Source organism: Candidatus Oleimmundimicrobium sp. (assembly GCF_030651595.1).
Taxonomy (GTDB): domain Bacteria; phylum Actinomycetota; class Aquicultoria; order UBA3085; family Oleimmundimicrobiaceae; genus JAUSCH01.
This window is the reverse complement of sequence record NZ_JAUSCH010000057.1, coordinates 18,921-36,307: the sequence shown is the minus strand read 5'-3', so window position 1 is coordinate 36,307 and position 17,387 is coordinate 18,921. Positions and strand designations below refer to the sequence as shown.

The window sequence follows — 17,387 nt, the reverse complement described above, 5'->3', positions numbered from 1 at the left end:
AATGATATAATATTCCAGGTACTGGCTTAAGATTTAACTAAAAAATGATTTTCGCAGTGGGCAGAACACTGCTTGCGTTGAGGATAAGAAAGTCATCCCGATAACATCGGAGCGGGAATTTACTTTTGAGGTTATACGATGATTAAAATTTCAAATTTAACTCATATTTACAAACAAGCCGACTGCGGGATAGTAGCTCTCAACGACATTTCCCTTAACATCCATGATGGAGAATTTGTTGTTTTTGCTGGTCGAAATGGTTCAGGAAAATCAACTTTAGCAAAACATTTAAATGGTCTTTTAACCCCAACAAAGGGAATTATTGAGGTTGATGGGTTAAAAACGCACCTTGAAGAAAATCTTTGGAAAGTTAGACAACGGGTGGGAATGATATTTCAAAATCCTGACAATCAGATTGTTGCTACTGTGGTTGAAGAAGATGTTGCCTTTGGTCTGGAAAATCTGGGAATTCCGAGGAATGAGATTCGTGAGCGTGTCGATAATGCTTTAAAAAGCGTTCATATGCTCAAGTATGCTCGTTTTGAACCACATCTTCTTTCAGGGGGCCAGAAGCAGCGAGTGGCTATTGCCGGGGTACTTGCAATGAAGCCAAAATATCTGGTTTTAGATGAGCCCACCTCGATGTTGGACCCAAAGGGGAAGAAAGAAGTTATTGAGATTGTTCGCAAATTAAACAGCGAACAAGAGGTAACGGTTATATTGATAACTCATTCTGTTGATGAAGTTATTTATGCTGATAGAGTTGTAGCTATGGATTGTGGAGCCATTGTTTCGGATGCCTCTCCGCGCAGTTTTTTTGGTGATACTAAACTATTAAAAGAAATCGGGATAGAACCGCCTCCGGCAGTTCTTTTGAGTCGTGAATTGAAAAATGAAGGATATAATTTAAAAGAAGCATTAAGTATAAAGGAATTGGCTGGTAACTTATGCTCATTGAACTGAGAAATGTTAGCTTTACTTATATGTCAAATACGCCTCTTGCACAAAGAGCTCTTAAAAATGTTACGTTTTCTGTGAGAGCTGGAGAATTTGTGGGTCTAGTTGGACCGACCGGTTCTGGGAAATCTACGCTTGTTCAACATTTAAATGGATTACTTGAGCCACTGGAAGGCGAAGTTTTAATAGATGGCAAAAAGATAGGCGAGGGAATAAATTCTCGTTTGGTAAGACAGAAAATTGGATTAGTTTTTCAGTTTCCTGAAAATCAGCTTTTTGAGGAAACTGTCTTTAAAGATGTTGCTTTTGGCCCGCGAAATTTAGGCTATTCAGATGATGAAGTTGAAGAGAAGGTTCAAAAGGCGCTGGCGATGGTTGGGCTCGATTATTTTAAATTCAAAGATCGCTCTCCTTTTACTTTAAGTGGCGGAGAGATGAGGCGGGTGGCCATAGCGGGTGTTTTGGCCATGAATCCGTCTTGTTTAATTTTAGATGAACCAACATCTGGTCTTGATTCCGTCGGAACACGTGAAATTTTAAGTCATCTTGAACGGTTGAACAAAAAGGAAAAGTTAACTATCATTTTAATCTCTCACAACATGGACGAAATAGCTCGTCTGGCCGACCGTGTAATTGTTGTAAATGAAGGTAAGATAGAATTTAATGATTCTCCGAAGAGAGTTTTTTCCAAAAGAGATGATTTGTTAAAGATTGGGCTTGATGTTCCACAGTTTACTTCTTTACTTTTTATGCTAAATGAAGGTGATTTTGATGTTCCCCCGGACCTATTTAACTTAAACGAAGTTAAAGATGCCATTGTTTCTGTTCTTAAAAGGAGAATTTCTTGAAGACATTTTCGAGGTTAACAATAGGTCAATATTATCCCGGAGAGTCGCTGATACATGAAGCAGACCCCCGCTTAAAAATTGTGTTGTTGATGGCAATTTTAGTAACCTTATTTATTTTGAATAATTTTTTGGGATTTTTATACTTATCCCTTTTTATGTTGACGGTTATCGCGGTGGCAAGAATTCCTTTTTCTTGGATATTAAGAGGGTTAAGACCTCTTATTTACATAATTTTGTTTACGCTTATTGTTCACTTTTTTTTCACAGTTGGTGAACCAATTGCTCGTCTTGGACCTTTTGTTGTAACGGAGGAAGGTTTTAAAAATGGAATATTACTTTCGGCTCGATTTATTTTGCTGGTTGTAGGGGCATCACTTCTTACTTTTACGACAAGTCCGGTTGAGCTAACTGATGGGATAGAGTATCTTTTGACACCTTTTAAAAAGATTAAAGTTCCCGCTCATGAGCTTGCGATGATGATGACGATTGCTTTAAGGTTTATTCCAACATTGCTTTTGGAAACAGACAGAATAATGAAAGCCCAAATTTCAAGGGGAGCCGATTTTGAATCGGGGAATCTCTTTAGAAGGGCAAAAAACCTCATCTCTTTATTAATCCCGCTTTTTGTCGGGGTGTTTAGGAGGGCGGATGAGCTGGCTTTGGCGATGGAATCCCGTTGTTACCGCGGGGGAGAAGGAAGAACTCGGTTGCGAGTTTTAATGATGCGCTCTAAGGATTGGGCAGCGGGAGTGGCCACAGTTATATTTTTACTGTCGGCCATCTATATCGGAAGATTGTGATGCTGATTAAATGTCTGGCCGATAAATTACTTCATTCAGATACAATTGTTGCTTCACTCCTCAATTTTTTGCTTTTCATTTAATATTATTAAGTAGGAAAATTTGTATTGTTATCGAATAATACTTACGAATACACAAATAATTGAAAGGAGTTAAAAAATGGAAAAAATTCTTTTTCCAACAGATGGTTCAAAAACAGCTGAACGAGCACGGGAGTTCGCAGTCAATATTGCTAAAGCAACGTCTGCTAAAATAATTGTTCTAAGTGTTGCGCCAACACCTACAACTTTATCTGGATTTCAGCCAGCGATAGCAAGTCGGTTTGAGAGTGAGTTAAAAAATAAAATGATGGAAATTGCTAAAACCGCCAAAAAAAAGATATTGGACGAGGGCGTTAAAGCGGATTTTAAGGTGGTATCCGGGGATCCAAGCGATAGAATAGTTGAATTGGCAGAAGAAGAAAAAGTTGACGCAATTGTTATGGGGACACATGGGACGACGGGTCTTGCCCGTTTTTTTATAGGCAGCGTGGCCGATAGAGTGGTCAGGAAGGCACATTGCCCGATTGTTCTGGTTCCCGAAAAGGATTTTTCTTAAAGCATTTTATAACCTTACTTATCAAAAACTTTGTTGTTATTACATTTGGCTAGGGTAAGTTATGCTTTAACTTAAAATAGGAGCTGAACAAGATGCGAAATATTGTGATTGAGGGTTTAAGCGGCTTGCCTGTTTTTGAGCACCAAGTTGAGATAGTAGAGAGAAAGGGCAAGGGCCATCCTGATTCAATTTGTGACGCGGTCATGGAAAAAATATCGGTGGTTCTATCGAAGGAGTATCAAAAAAATTTTGGCAGAATTCTTCATCACAATATCGATAAGGGGCTTTTAGTCGCGGGCCAGGTAGAGAGAAAATTTGGCGGTGGACGGGTAAAAAGTCCGATGAAGCTTTATATTGGAGATAGGGCGACCTTTGAAGCCAAGGGCATAAAGATACCGGTTGAAGAGATAGCAGTTCGAGCAGCCAAAGATTGGATAGCAGATAACTTAAGATTTGTGGATTCCGAAAAGGATTTGCAGTATTTTTCTGAACTCCATCCCAGCTCCGAGGAATTATCGGGGATTTTTTTAAGAAGCGATAAACTCTTGCCGGCTAATGATACGTCGGCTGCTGTAGGTTACGCTCCTCTTACCAAAACTGAGTCGATTGTTTTAAAAACGGAGAACTATTTAAACTCTTCAGATTTTAAAGAAAGATTTCCTGAAACTGGTGAAGATGTAAAGGTAATGGGTTATCGAGTGGAAAATGAGCTTAATTTAACTGTGGCGATGCCGCTTATTTCTAGGTTTATAAAGAGTGAAAAAGACTATTTTTCAAAAAAGGATGAGATAGCCGAAGATCTTGGGAATTTCTTGAGAAATTTTGATGTAATGGAAAGAATAAATGCTGAGCTAAATACTTTGGATACTCGGGGAAGAGGAATGAATGGGATCTATCTTTCCGTTTTGGGCACGTCGGCTGAAGATGCCGATTCCGGGGAAGTGGGTAGAGGGAATCGAGTAAACGGGGTAATTTCCTTAAACAGACCGATGGGCACTGAAGCGGCAGCCGGAAAGAATCCGGTGAGCCATGTGGGGAAAATATATAATTTTCTCACACATAAGATTGCCAACGAAATTTACACTCGAGTTGAGGGAATAAGAGAAGTATATGTTTGGCTTTGCAGCCAAATTGGAAGCCCTATAGACAGGCCCAAGGTGGCTTCGGTTCAGGTTGTTTTAAAAAAGGGCGTATCTCTTGAATCTATTTCAGGTGATATCAAAGATGTAGTTGACCATGAACTCTCTACAATTAGTGAATTTTGCCAAGAGCTTATCGAGGGCAAATATCCTGTTTGTTAGTTTATATTATAAACCCCTGGTTTCCCCGGCCATGCCTACTGCGTTTACTGGCAAGCGTATGAGTACATTAACCTAATTTAAAACGCCATATCATTTTTTGGCGGAGGAATAGGTTGTTCGGGAAATAAGCCGAAGCTGTCTTTTATTTTTAGTTTTTAAAACCCAGGTGGGTTGTTTGTAGGCGACCCTCCAGAGGCGGGCAGGCATATGAGCACGCCGTATAGCAAAGGAAGTTTGAATATCTGCGGCACCGTGCCTGCCAGTAGGAACGTATAAAAGGTTTTTTCTTTTGGGTTTTAATACCCCGTGGCTCTTGCTTAGAGCGACTCTGAGTACGCCTTTTTATTTAAACGCCATATCATTTTTAGGTGTAAAAATAGGTTGTTCAGGGAATAAGCCGAAGCTGTTTGAGTTAGGCTTATATCCGATTTACAACGTAGTTGGAAGCTTTGACTTTTTGCAAAAAGCCAAAGGGAAGGATATAGTTTAGCCCGGCGAGTTCTGCAGGCGCCTGAACAACCGTTATTTTGGAGCCGTTAAAAAATGATCGGCTGCCCTTCTTTTGCTTCCGTTTTCTTGGGCACGCAAGAAAATGAAGGAAATAGTCTTCTTTTCAAAGTCAAGGTTTTATCACAAAAACCTTGACTTACTACCTCCTTTTCATTAATATACATAGAGTTCGCCAGATACTAGTCTGGTGACTGGTATGTTAACAACACATACCAATTTTTAGTTTTTATGGAGGAAAGATGAAAACTTATTCAGCCAAGCTGAGTGATATACAAAGAGCATGGCATGTAGTAGATGCTGAAGGGGTTCCTCTAGGCAGATTAGCCAGCGAGGTTGCTCAGTTAATTAGGGGAAAACATAAACCAATGTTTACTCCTCACATGGATACCGGTGATCATGTAATAGTGATTAATGCGGAGAAGGTAAAATTAACAGGCAAAAAGCTTGAGCAAAAGAAACATTTTAGCCACTCCGGTTATCCTGGTGGAATAAAATTAATTAGTTATGATGTTCTTATAGAGAAAAAACCTGCTTTTGTGATTAAAAAAGCGGTTAAGGGAATGTTGCCTCACAATAGATTGGGACGGGTTATGATAAAAAAATTAAAAGTTTATGCCGGATCGGATCATAAACATCAAGCTCAAAATCCAAAGATATATAAGTTGAAGTATGTGAAAGGAGAAGTAAGTGACAGCCAATAAAGCGGTTGTATACATGGGAACAGGACGTAGAAAAGAATCTGTTGCTAGGGTAAGAATGATGCCTGGTAATGGTAATTTTATTATAAACGGTAAAAGCATAGAGGAATATTTTGGGCGGGAAACATCGATTGTTTTAATTAAAAAGCCTTTTGAAGCCACGGACACGGTTAATAAATATGATGTTAAAGCTAATATAATTGGTGGAGGAATTTCAGGACAAGCAGGAGCTCTAAGACATGGAATTTCCCGGGCCCTTCTCAAAGTAAATGAGGATTTCCGAAAAGATCTTAAAAAATTCGGTCTTTTAACTAGGGACCCACGAGTTAAAGAGCGTAAAAAATACGGATTTAAAAAAGCTCGCAAGCGGCCACAATTTTCAAAACGATAATTTTTTCTTTTTTTACGTTTGTGTGTAGGTTTATTGATACATTAAGTTAAGAGACAGGGCAGAAAGAATTTTACTTTCTGCCTTTTTTATTTCTTTTTTTGTATCATATTAATTGGTTATCAATTCCGATTTATTTTATCTTTCTTGAGGTGATAAAATTTGATTTATCCTCGTTTGACGATTGACTTAAAGAAAATTGAGCATAATTCGCGAAAAATTGTTGAGCAATGTCGAAAAAATGGAATAGATGTAATTGGCGTAACAAAAGGATGTTTAGGCAATCTTGAGGTAGCTCGGGCCATGTTAAATGGTGGAGTTTCCGGGATTGCCGATTCCCGAATTTCTAATATAAAAAAACTATACGAAAATGGTTTTAATAATCTTATAGCGCTAAGGCAACCTATGTGTGACGAAGCGAAAGAAACGGTGAAATATTCAGAAACTTGCTTAATTTCAGATGTCAAGGCGGCCGCTTACTTGTCCGATGAAGCAATAAAGTTGGGGAAAACGTATAAAGTCATTCTTATGGTGGAGATGGGCGATTTAAGGGAAGGCATACTCCCCGAGGATTTATTGGGAGCGGCAGATAAAATCTTAGGCTTAAAACATGTGAAGCTTCTTGGCATAGGCGCCAATATTTGTTCTCTGCCTGCTCAAGATAGTTATCAAAGCAATTCACAGGGAGAAGTTGTTGATTGCACACGAGTTCGTCCCGGCCTCGCTGGTGATGATTTTTTGCTCTTGGTTGAACTGGCAAAATCGATAAAAAGAAAATTTGGAATTGAGATTGAAGTTATTTCCGGAGGGAGTTCAAGCACTTGGAATCTTATGATGGCAGGGGTACTCCCCAAAGAGATAAATCAGCTACGCATTGGAGAAGCCATACTTTTAGGGCAAGAACCAACTTCTTTTAAACCAATAAAAGGAACTCACCAAGATGTTTTTGTACTCTTTGCGGAAATTCTTGAAGTGAGGGAGAAGAAATATCCCCAGGGCTGGCTTAAACAAGCGGTGGTTGCTCTTGGCAAGCAAGATGTGGGAAGCGAGACACTAAAACCTTGTTTTAACGGAAAGATTTTGCGGGTGACGGCGGACCACATGATTGTTGATGTAAGTGACGCTAATGAGACGTTTTCCTATGGGGATATTTTGTCGGTTATTCCGGAATATTATGCTCTTCAGATGGCGATGACTTCGCCGTTTGTTTTAAAAAAGTACATTTAAATTTAGATGATTGCGTTCGCATATAAGCATGATAAAGGTTATAATTATGCATTATTAAATTTAAAATTTGGAGGTATTTTTGGCTAAACTTTTTGGTACAGATGGAGTACGCGGCATAGCTAATAAGGATCTTTCGGCTGAATTGGCTTTCAATTTGGGCTATGTGGGAGCTTCTTTATTGGTACCTTCTGGCAAAAAAGGGAAAATTGTAATTGGGCGAGATACGCGTATTTCGGGAGACTTTTTAGAATCTGCATTAATAAGCGGGGTATGCTCTGCGGGAGTTGATGTTTTAAGGGCTGGAATTATTCCCACACCTGCTATTTCTTACTTAACTAAGGATTACTCTGCTGATGGTGGTATTGTGATTTCAGCTTCGCATAATCCTGCGGAATACAATGGAATCAAGTTTTTTGGTCCTTCGGGTTTTAAAATTTCCGATGAATTGGAAGATGAAATAGAAATGAAGTTGGATTTAGATGAGTCTGCTGAAAGACCAACCGGTGGGGACGTCGGTGTGGTAAAAGAGGCGGCGGATGCTAAAGAAAGATATATTGAGCATGCGGTAGGTACAATATACGGAGAATTAAATGGTTTTAGAGTGGTTATTGATTGTGCCAATGGAGCTTCCTACAAAGTTTCTCCACGTATTTTAAGAGAGCTGGGGGTAAATGTTTTACCTTTAAATACGGAACCGAATGGCTTAAATATAAATGAGATGTGTGGCTCAACTTATCCTGAAAACATCCAAGAGATTACAAGGTCGCACGATGTTGACCTTGGGTTAGCTCATGACGGAGACGCTGATAGAGTTATTGCCGTTGACGAGAAAGGCAACTTAGTTGACGGTGATTTTATTATGGCTATATGCGCGGTTTACCTTAAAGAAATTGGGCAGTTACCTAAAAATACCGTCGTGACTACGGTAATGACTAATTTAGGGTTTGATTTGGCAATGCGGGCAAAAGGGATAAATGTTATAAAAACAGATGTGGGTGACAAGTATGTTTTAAGGGAAATGTTGCGATGTGGGGCGGTTCTTGGTGGAGAACAATCGGGCCATATCATATTTCTTAAACATAATCCCACTGGTGATGGAATTATAACGGCTCTTCAGTTAATGAATGTGATTAGAGACTCAGGCAAAAAGCTTTCAGAACTTACTTCTATTATGACGCGCCTTCCCCAGGTTCTTATAAACGTTGAAGTTGTTGATAAAGATCGATTAAAAGGAAACATAAATATCTGGAAAACCGTGGAAGAAGCGGAAAAGAAACTGGGAGAAAAAGGGAGAATTCTTGTGAGACCATCTGGGACTGAGTCTTTAATTAGGGTGATGGTGGAAAGCGACACCAAAAAGAAGGCCAACATTATAGCGGAAGAGGTTGCCGATACGGTTAAGAAAGAATTGAGTTAAGGGAAATGAACCACGAACTATAAACTAAAAATTGACAATCAGATAAACCAGTTAATTCATTTGGAGGAAAGATTATATGTGTGGAATTGTAGGATACATTGGTAGTAAAAATTCTGTTCCAATTCTTATTGAGGGACTAAAAAAATTAGAATATCGAGGATATGACTCAGCAGGCATTGCTTTTTTTGACAATGGAAAAATTAACATAATGCGAGAAGTTGGAAATTTGTCTCATCTTGAAGCCGCTGTAAATAAAGATAAACCTTGTGGAAGTTTAGGAATTGGGCATACACGATGGGCAACCCATGGGCGGCCTACTAAGGAAAATGCTCATCCGCATGAAGACTGTAAAAATAAGATATTCCTTGTCCATAATGGCATAATTGAGAATTTTTTGGATATTAAAAAACAATTGACGGAAAAAGGCCACATCTTTCACTCGGAAACAGATACCGAAGTGATAGTTCACTTAATAGAAGAACACTATAAAAAAGATCTTTTTGAGGCAGTTCAAAAGGCCGTGAAAAAATTAGAAGGTTCTTTTGCCATAGCTGTTATTTGTCAAGACCATCCTAATTTAATTGTGGTGGCCAGAAAAGATAGCCCTCTTATTATTGGAGTTGGCAATAATGAGTATTTTGTTGCTTCGGATATTCCGGCTGTTTTAAATCATACGAAGAATATCTTTATTCTTGAAGATTATGAAATGGCAAAAGTTACTCCTGAAGGAGTCTATATGGCTACTTTTGATGGGAAGGAAATTAAGAAAGAGATCTTTAAGGTTAAATGGGACGAAGAGGCGGCAGAAAAAGGTGGATTTGAAGATTTTATGCTCAAAGAGATTTTTGAGCAACCTAAAGCTATAAGGGAAACCACGCGTGATAAACTTAATAAAACCGGCGAAATATTTTTTGATGATTTGCAATTTAACAAAGAAGAGTTACTTAAAATAAATAAGGTGGTTATTATAGCTTGTGGCACCTCCTATCATGCTGGGCTTGTTGGAAAAGCGGCCATTGAACATTGGGCAAAAATACCGGTTGAAGTGGATATTTCTTCAGAATTTAGATATTCTGACCTTATTTTAAACGAGAACACCTTGGTTATAGCAATTACTCAGTCCGGAGAAACGGCGGACACGTTGGCAGGTGTGAGAGAGGCGAAAAGCAAAAAAGCCAAGGTTATTGGCATCACTAATGTTTTGGGAAGCACAATAACCAGAGAGGCAGATGGGGTGGTATATACTCATGCGGGCCCGGAAATCGGAGTCGCAGCCACCAAAACGTTGGTCTCTCAAATGGTTGCCCTTTATATTTTCGCTCTTTATTTGGCAAGAATTCATAAGTGTCTTGATGAAAAAGAAGCATCGGCAATAATTAAGGATATTTTACTGTTACCTGATAAAGTAGAAGAAATCCTTTCAGGTAACGGGAAAATTAAAGAAGTAGCCGAAAATTATGCCGACTGTGCCGACTTTCTTTTTCTTGGAAGAGGAGTTGGTTTGCCGGTCGCTCTTGAAGGCGCATTGAAATTAAAAGAGATATCTTATATTCATGCTGAGGGTTACGCAGCCGGAGAAATGAAGCACGGGCCTATAGCTTTAATTGATGACGGGGTGCCGGTAGTTGTTGTTGCCACTAAGAGTAAGGTATATGAGAAGATTCTTGGGAATATACAGGAAGTAAAGGCACGCGGGGCTGACATAATAGCCGTTGCTTCACGTGGAGATGGCGAAATTAAAAAGGTTGTCGACCATGTTTTTTATGTTGCCGAGGCGCCCGAAATTATATCGGCTATTCTCGCGGTAGTTCCCCTCCAGCTTTTAGCTTATCACATGGCGAAGGTAAGAGGTTGCAATGTGGACCAACCCAGAAATTTAGCTAAAAGTGTGACGGTTGAATAGGCAGATAGCTTATGGCATATGGCAGATGGGGTATAGAGTAAAAATAAAGGTAAAGCAGAAAGCAAACCAGCAACCAACAAGCTAACTATTTTTGGACTGATGGTTTATGGTTTGAGATTCGGCTATTGAGCGAACAGTAGTGAGCGAGCTATTGGCCATCGAGGTCGTACCGGGCTATTTTGTTGATAGCAAAATTATGAATTTCAGGAAAGAGTGATTGAGATGATTAAAGGGATAGGCGTCGATATCATTGAGATTGAACGCGTAAAAAAAGCTATTCAGCGTCACCCTCAGTTTCAAGTTCGTGTATTTACTTCTTCAGAGCAGGATTATTGTCTTAGCAAAGCAAATCCTTTTCTCCATTTCGCCGTTCGTTTTGCTGCTAAAGAGGCAATTCTTAAAGCTATAGGAACAGGTTTTCGTGGGGTTGAGTGGACTGATTTGGAAATTTGTCGAGACAAACTTGGCAAACCATTTGTTAAGTTTTTTGGTGGAGCTGCTAAAAAATTAAAAGAATATGAAATTGGCGATGTTCTTATAAGTCTTTCTTTTTGTCACCATAGTGCTATTGCTTCAGCGGTGGCCATCAAATTGGAGGAATAGAGATGCTCGTTGTTAACAGTGGACAAATGCGAAAAGTAGAAGAGAATATAGTAAAAAATTTGGGAGTTTCTCTAAGAGATTTAATGGAGGAAGCCGGCAGGGTTTTGGCCAATGAAGTCTTTGATATTGTGGGGGAGCAAGGAAGAGTTGTAATTGTTTCTGGAAAAGGTAATAACGGAGGAGACGGTTTTGTTGCCGCCAAGGTTTTAATCGAGAGAGGTTTAAGGGTAACTTCCTTTTTTCTGTGTGCCGAGAATGAAATAGAAGGAGAGGCCAACGATGCATTTCTAGAATTAAAGAGATTTATGGAGCCTAAAATCTTAAATCAAACTAATTTAAAAGAGTTTGGACCAGCTCTTTTAGAAGCGGATTTAGTGATAGATGCTATATTTGGCACTGGATTTAAAGGGAAGATTAAGGGATTTGCGGAGAAAGTTGTGGAGAGGATTAATTCCGCAAACTTAAAAGTTGTGTCAGCTGATATTCCTTCCGGAGTTGAAGCAGACACGGGTCAGATTCACGGCGTTTGCATAAAAGCCACCAAAACAGTGACGTTTATAGCGCCCAAAATTGGATTGTTTATGTATCCGGGGGCGGACTATGTTGGTAAGCTTGTGATAGCTGACCTTGGCTTGCCCTTAGAGGCCGTAAAAGAAGGGTTGGCTCGAGTATCATTACCGGGTGATATTAAAAATTTACTTCCCATTCCTCCGGGAGATATTCACAAAAAAGCCAGGGGTAAAGTTTTAGTTATTGCTGGCTCTCGTGGAATGACGGGAGCGGCTGTTTTAACGGCTAACGCTGTTTTGAGAGCGGGAGCCGGGTTGGTTGTTCTTGGTATCCCTGAAAGTTTAAATCCTATTTTGGAGGAAAAACTAACTGAAGTTATGACACTTCCTCTACCTGAAACTGATGTTGGTTCTTTGGATTTAGCTGCTTACAAAAAAATAATTAAGGAAAGTAAATCTTTTGATGTAGTTGTCTTGGGGCCGGGCCTTTCACAAAATGCCAGCACATTTTCCCTCATTTGTAAGTTAATTTCTGATATTAAATCTCCAATGGTGTTAGATGCCGATGGACTAAATGCTATAATTAATAAGACACATCTTTTAACAGAACGTTTACAGCCGACTGTTGTAACCCCGCATCCGGGGGAATTAGCACGTCTTTTTGGGGTTTTGGCACAAGATATTCAAAAAGATCGTTTGGGGTATGTAAAACGTGCCACATTGGAGTGGAAGACGACGGTTGTTCTTAAAGGGGCTTACTCCATTATCGGATTCGATGATGATTTTTCGATAAATGTTACCGGTAATTGGGGGATGGCTACAGCGGGAACGGGTGACATCCTTGCTGGTTTTATAAGTAGTTTTATGGCCCAAGGTCTTGATTCTTTTGAGGCAGCTGTTCTCGGAACTTACCTTCACGGGCTTGCAGGGGATATTGCTGCTGAAGAAATGACCCCTTATTGCGTGATAGCGAGAGATTTAATTAACTATTTGCCGAAAGCTATGAGAAAAATATTGGAGGGAGTTTAAGATGAAAAATATGAAAGCTAAGGACATTATGGAGGCCAATGTAATTACAATCCACGAAAATACTTCTGTGAAAGAGGCGGCACAAATTCTTCTTGATAACAAGATTGGAGGAGCGCCTGTTGTGGATGATGACGGTGATGTGGTTGGCATGGTTACGGAAGACGATCTTATAATGCGGGATGTTAAGCTTAATTTCCCAACATATCTTCATTTTTTAGATGGATACATATATTTAGGAAGCTTAAAGAAGTTTGAGGAAGGTTTAAAAAAGGCCGTTGGGGCAAAAGTAAAGGAAGTAATGAGTGAAAATATTATTTGTGTAAATGAAGATGACTCTGTTAAGGATGCAGCTACAATCTTGGTTGATAAAAAAATAGGCAGGGTTCCGGTTTTAAAAGGTAAAAAATTAGTTGGTATTATAACGAAAGCCGATATCATGAAGACAATTGTAAAAAGCTAAATTGGGTTTAACCGGCAAAGGAGCAAATGATTGCGTCCTGTTTGGGCGGAGATTGATCTTTCCGCAATAAAAAAGAACATATCTTTAATCAAAGCACAATTAAAGCAGGATACCTTGCTTATGGCTGTAGTTAAGGCAAATGGATATGGCCATGGGGATGTGGAGGTTTCTAAAACTGCTTTAGGTGCCGGTGCCAATAGACTGGGTGTTGCTTCAGCTGAAGAAGGGGTCAGACTCAGGAAGGCGGAAATTAAATGCCCCATTCAAATTTTAAGCGAAATTCCTCCGTCATCTGCAAAATTGGTGATTGAAAATGAGCTTATTCCCACGGTTTGTTCAAAGCGAGTAGTAGATGAGCTCCTTAAAGAAGCAAAGAAATTAAATAAAAAGGTTAGTGTTCATGTAAAAGTTGATACCGGTATGAATAGAATAGGTGTTTTTCCTGAAGAAACACTTAATTTTTTAAACTATATTAAAACCCTCAATTTTATAGAAGTTGAGGGAATCTTCACACACTTTGCGATGGCGGGGAAGTCGCCAGATTACACAAAAGCACAATTTGAGAAGTTTACTTCCTTAATTTCTAACTTGGAAGATAATGGTTGCATTATTCCCATAAAGCATGCTGCTAATAGTGCCGCAACGATTTTAATGCCTGAGACTCACTTAGATATGGTGCGTGTTGGAATTTCTATCTATGGGCTTCATCCAACGGAAGCAACGAAGGATAGGATTGCTTTAAGCCCGGCTCTCCGATTTAAGGCGCGCGTTTCCTTTATAAAGACTATTTCAGCCGGGGAAGGAGTAAGTTACGGTCACTCTTATCGTGCTAAAAACGAAACCAGAATAGCAACTGTGCCTTTAGGATATGCCGATGGTTATAGTAGGCTTTTGTCGAATAAAAGCTCCGTATTGTTGCGGGGGGACAGATTTCCTGTGGTTGGAAATATTTGTATGGACCAATTTATGGTTGATGTAGGTAATCATCAAGCTGAAGTGGATGACGAGGTTGTTCTTATTGGAAGCCAGGGCGAAAAAGAAATTATGGCGGACGAACTTGCAAAAATTTTAGGTACAATAAATTATGAAGTAGTTTGCATGATAAGTGGAAGGGTTCCAAGAAGATATCTTTCTCAAAATTCTTAAAAAGTTAGGAACTCGAGATGACCCTTAAAAAATTACATCTTATTTTTATAACTTTAACTCTCCTCACCTTATTACTTATAGGCGGGTGTGTTTCTAAAAAATCTACTGATATGGTTTCTCCGGTGTCTTATCAACAATTAAAAGGATTTGAAGTTAAGTTTTCAATTTCGAAGTCAACGTTTTTTTCGGGTGAGGAAGTTCCTCTGAAATTAAATATTAAGAATACGGGTGATAATCCTCAAAAACTCTCATTTACTTCGGGGCAAGAATATGAATTTTTAGTGAATGATGATTCCGGAAATGAAGTTTGGCGCTGGTCATACGGGAAAGTTTTTGCCATGATTTTGCGGGAAAAAAAGCTGGAGCCCGGCGAAGAGCTTGTTTATGAAGTCGTCTGGCCTCAGGAGAATTTTGAAGGAGAGCGAGTTCCGGTTGGAAGTTATGTGGTTAAAGGTTACTCAACTTCAGATGAGTTAAGAGAAATCATATTAGATTTAGAGATTAAAATTGTTGATTGATAGGAGTTTTTTTGAATATTCTTATAACTAGTTCTCCCGGAGTTGGAAAAACTACTTTAATAAAGAAGGTTTTAACGCTTTACTCCGGACGCGTGGTTGGATTTTATACCGAAGAAATTAGAGAAGTAGGTAGAAGAAGAGGTTTTAAAATAAAAGTAATTGGTGATACAGATAACCTTAAGGAAGGGATTCTTGCCCACGAGAATTTTCCTGGTCCCATTAAAGTAGGGAGATATGGGGTAAATATTGATGAATTTGAAAGAATTGGAGTTTTAGCTCTTGAAGGAATTTCTGACGACAATAGTTTGATTATAATTGATGAAATTGGGAAGATGGAGCTACACTCTGATAATTTTAAACGTGTTGTAGAAAATATTTTAAACTCACCGAATCTTGTCCTGGCGACCATCGGAAAGATTAAAAATGAATTTATTGAGCAAATAAAAGCCAGAAAAGATGTAATGATTCTTGAATTATCATATGAAAATCGAGAAAAAATGCCCGAAAAGATTATTAACATATTGAAAAGGGGGATTTAAAATGATGAAATTATGTTCAAGTTGCGAAGCGGTATTTGATGGGCGCAAGTGGGTGTACGATGAGAATCTTTATGAAAAGCTAAGCAAGAAATCCGATGTTGAGATGGGTTTATGTTTGGGTTGTGAAAAATTAAAAAAGAAAATGGTCGATGGAGTGGTTCTTATCAAGGGAGATTTTATAAAAAACCATAAAGACGAGGCCTTAAATTTGATACACAATACTGTTGAAAAGAAGAAAAAAAGGAACGTGGCTGCAAGAATTTTTAAGATGGGAGAAACGCCGGAAGGTTTTTCAATTGAAACAACTGACAAAGCTCTGGCCGAACTTATTGGCAGGGAGTTTGAAAGGGCATTCTCTGGCAAGCTCGATATTCAATGGCTTGAAGGCGAGAAGTTTGTTCGGGTCAATTGGGAGAGAAGTTAACAAAAATTGATAGGATACGGTGCTAATTAAATGGGAATATCCAGAATTAATTTACGTGATTTATCGGCAGGCGATGAGCTTCTTTTGAGAGTTTTAGAGTTTGTGAAAGATAATCCCAACCAGGCCTACTTAGTGGGCGGTTATATAAGAGATAAAGTTCTTGGTCGAACAGGAAATGATATTGATTTAGTTGTTGTGGGTGATGTCGAAAAATACTGCAGGAAGCTTGTAGATGTTCTTGGCGGTAGTTTTTTTCTTTTAGGAAATAAAGGGGTAGCACGGATAGTTGTAAAAAACGAGGAATTAAGAAAAATTGATGTCTGCTCTATGCAGGGGAAAATAGAGGATAATTTGAAGCAGAGAGATTTTACGGTAAATTCTCTCGCTGTTGACGCCAAAAAATTGGCAGAGGAGACAATGCCTATTCAAGTTATCGATATTTTCGAGGGTTTGCGTGATATCAAGAATAAAAATATCTCGGCAGTTTGCCCTGAAGCTTTTAAAGAGGACCCCTTAAGGATTTTGAGAGCAGTTAGATTATCTGTTGAACTTGGTTTTAACATTGAATTAAAAACGGTTTCTTTTTTGAAAGAGTCCGTTAATTTAATTAAAAATGTTTCTGCTGAAAGGTTACAACGGGAACTATTTTTGATTTTTGCTCTTCCTCATTTTTACAAAGCAATTGAGCTACTGGGCAAGTTAGATATCATCAAGTTTGTTCTTCCTGAAGTTGAGGAGATGAAGGGTGTTACTCAAAACAACTATCATCATCTCGACGTTTGGGGCCATACTTTGCTTACTTTAAAAAATCTCGAGGAGATCTTAGCTAATTTAAAAAAGATTTTTCCGAGTGAACATGAAAAGATTTTAAGTCATATAAATCAGCCATTTCAGGGAGAGTTTAATCGAGTGGTACCCCTTAAATTTGCTGTTTTGCTTCACGATGTCGGAAAACCGAAAACTAAATCTGTTAATTCTTCAGAAACAGTGTGTTTCTATCATCATTCCGAGATTAGCTTCAAAATAGCCAATGGAATTTGCAAGCGTTTAAAAATTAGCAAGGAGGGCACAAAAATTGTCGGTAAACTAATTGCCGAACATATGAGGCCGGGCTTTCTTTCAAAAGAAAAAGGTTCATCTGACAAAGCCATAAGAAGATTTTTAAGAGATGCCGGAGATGAAACTGTTGAAATTTTACTTCTTTCCTTAGCAGATCGCGGGGCTACTTTAGGGCCGCTTTCTACCAAAGAATCCCTTAATCGTCATGAAGATTTTGTTAAAAATATTATGAAAATCTATTTTTCAACTATTGAAAAACCTATACTGCCTTTGTTGACGGGCCATGATTTAATAAAAGAACTTAACTTAGAGCCTGGAAAGCTCATTGGAAGATTACTTGAGGAAATTGAAGAAGCCAGGGCGGAGGGTAAAATCTCGACAAAAGAAGAAGCTTTGGTTTTTGCAGAAAAATACATAGAGGATTACACTAAAAAATAAAAACAATTTTTAAGGA

At 38.8% G+C, this 17,387-nt stretch carries 18 protein-coding genes; all 18 read left to right on the top strand.

Features of this window, described 5'->3' with window-relative positions; translation table 11 throughout:
• Positions 1-138 precede the first annotated feature (138 nt).
• The 18 genes from Q7U95_RS03940 to Q7U95_RS03855 all read left to right on the top strand — a co-directional run bounded on the left by Q7U95_RS03940 (position 139) and on the right by Q7U95_RS03855 (position 17,371).
• Complete coding sequence (locus Q7U95_RS03940; protein ID WP_308752027.1) at positions 139-963, top strand: energy-coupling factor transporter ATPase; 825 nt, start codon at positions 139-141, stop codon at positions 961-963.
• The gene (locus tag Q7U95_RS03935; protein WP_308752026.1) at positions 948-1,805 is read left to right on the top strand and encodes an energy-coupling factor transporter ATPase; all 858 of its coding nucleotides are present in this window, start codon (positions 948-950) and stop codon (positions 1,803-1,805) included. Before Q7U95_RS03940 ends, Q7U95_RS03935 begins: the two co-directional genes overlap by 16 nt.
• The gene (locus Q7U95_RS03930) at positions 1,802-2,605 is read left to right on the top strand and encodes an energy-coupling factor transporter transmembrane component T (RefSeq protein WP_308752025.1); all 804 of its coding nucleotides are present in this window, start codon (positions 1,802-1,804) and stop codon (positions 2,603-2,605) included. The genes Q7U95_RS03935 and Q7U95_RS03930 overlap by 4 nt, the downstream gene beginning before the upstream one ends.
• 159 nt (positions 2,606-2,764) lie before the next feature.
• Complete coding sequence (locus Q7U95_RS03925; protein WP_308752024.1) at positions 2,765-3,202, top strand: universal stress protein; 438 nt, start codon at positions 2,765-2,767, stop codon at positions 3,200-3,202.
• A gap of 92 nt (positions 3,203-3,294) precedes the next feature.
• Complete coding sequence (locus tag Q7U95_RS03920) at positions 3,295-4,503, top strand: methionine adenosyltransferase (RefSeq protein WP_308752023.1); 1,209 nt, start codon at positions 3,295-3,297, stop codon at positions 4,501-4,503.
• Between the two features lie 749 nt (positions 4,504-5,252).
• Positions 5,253-5,714: a 50S ribosomal protein L13 gene (gene rplM / locus Q7U95_RS03915; RefSeq protein ID WP_308752022.1), complete on the top strand. Its 462-nt coding sequence runs from the start codon at positions 5,253-5,255 to the stop codon at positions 5,712-5,714.
• A 13-nt stretch (positions 5,715-5,727) separates the two neighbouring features.
• Complete coding sequence (gene rpsI, locus Q7U95_RS03910) at positions 5,728-6,102, top strand: 30S ribosomal protein S9 (protein WP_308752066.1); 375 nt, start codon at positions 5,728-5,730, stop codon at positions 6,100-6,102.
• Between the two features lie 159 nt (positions 6,103-6,261).
• On the top strand, positions 6,262-7,326 hold the full coding sequence (locus tag Q7U95_RS03905) for an alanine racemase (RefSeq protein WP_308752021.1): 1,065 nt from the start codon (positions 6,262-6,264) through the stop codon (positions 7,324-7,326).
• Between the two features lie 79 nt (positions 7,327-7,405).
• The gene (glmM, locus tag Q7U95_RS03900) at positions 7,406-8,743 is read left to right on the top strand and encodes a phosphoglucosamine mutase (RefSeq protein WP_308752020.1); all 1,338 of its coding nucleotides are present in this window, start codon (positions 7,406-7,408) and stop codon (positions 8,741-8,743) included.
• Between the two features lie 76 nt (positions 8,744-8,819).
• Positions 8,820-10,646 (top strand): glutamine--fructose-6-phosphate transaminase (isomerizing), encoded by a 1,827-nt coding sequence (glmS, locus tag Q7U95_RS03895; protein WP_308752019.1) that lies wholly within the window; start codon positions 8,820-8,822, stop codon positions 10,644-10,646.
• 222 nt (positions 10,647-10,868) lie between these two features.
• Entirely contained in the window at positions 10,869-11,249 is a 381-nt protein-coding gene (acpS, locus tag Q7U95_RS03890) for a holo-ACP synthase (RefSeq protein WP_308752018.1), read from the top strand.
• 2 nt (positions 11,250-11,251) lie between these two features.
• Positions 11,252-12,787 (top strand): NAD(P)H-hydrate dehydratase, encoded by a 1,536-nt coding sequence (locus Q7U95_RS03885; RefSeq protein WP_308752017.1) that lies wholly within the window; start codon positions 11,252-11,254, stop codon positions 12,785-12,787.
• 1 nt (position 12,788) lies between these two features.
• Complete coding sequence (locus tag Q7U95_RS03880; protein WP_308752016.1) at positions 12,789-13,247, top strand: CBS domain-containing protein; 459 nt, start codon at positions 12,789-12,791, stop codon at positions 13,245-13,247.
• Between the two features lie 30 nt (positions 13,248-13,277).
• A complete protein-coding gene (gene alr / locus Q7U95_RS03875) occupies positions 13,278-14,393 on the top strand; it encodes an alanine racemase (RefSeq protein WP_308752015.1) in 1,116 nt (371 codons plus the stop codon).
• A 17-nt stretch (positions 14,394-14,410) separates the two neighbouring features.
• On the top strand, positions 14,411-14,911 hold the full coding sequence (locus Q7U95_RS03870; protein WP_308752014.1) for a BsuPI-related putative proteinase inhibitor: 501 nt from the start codon (positions 14,411-14,413) through the stop codon (positions 14,909-14,911).
• An 11-nt stretch (positions 14,912-14,922) separates the two neighbouring features.
• Positions 14,923-15,450, top strand: coding sequence for an NTPase (locus Q7U95_RS03865; RefSeq protein ID WP_308752012.1), 528 nt, complete (start codon positions 14,923-14,925; stop codon positions 15,448-15,450).
• A gap of 1 nt (position 15,451) precedes the next feature.
• Positions 15,452-15,874 (top strand): BCAM0308 family protein, encoded by a 423-nt coding sequence (locus Q7U95_RS03860; protein WP_308752010.1) that lies wholly within the window; start codon positions 15,452-15,454, stop codon positions 15,872-15,874.
• A 30-nt stretch (positions 15,875-15,904) separates the two neighbouring features.
• Entirely contained in the window at positions 15,905-17,371 is a 1,467-nt protein-coding gene (locus Q7U95_RS03855; RefSeq protein ID WP_308752008.1) for an HD domain-containing protein, read from the top strand.
• Positions 17,372-17,387 lie beyond the last annotated feature (16 nt).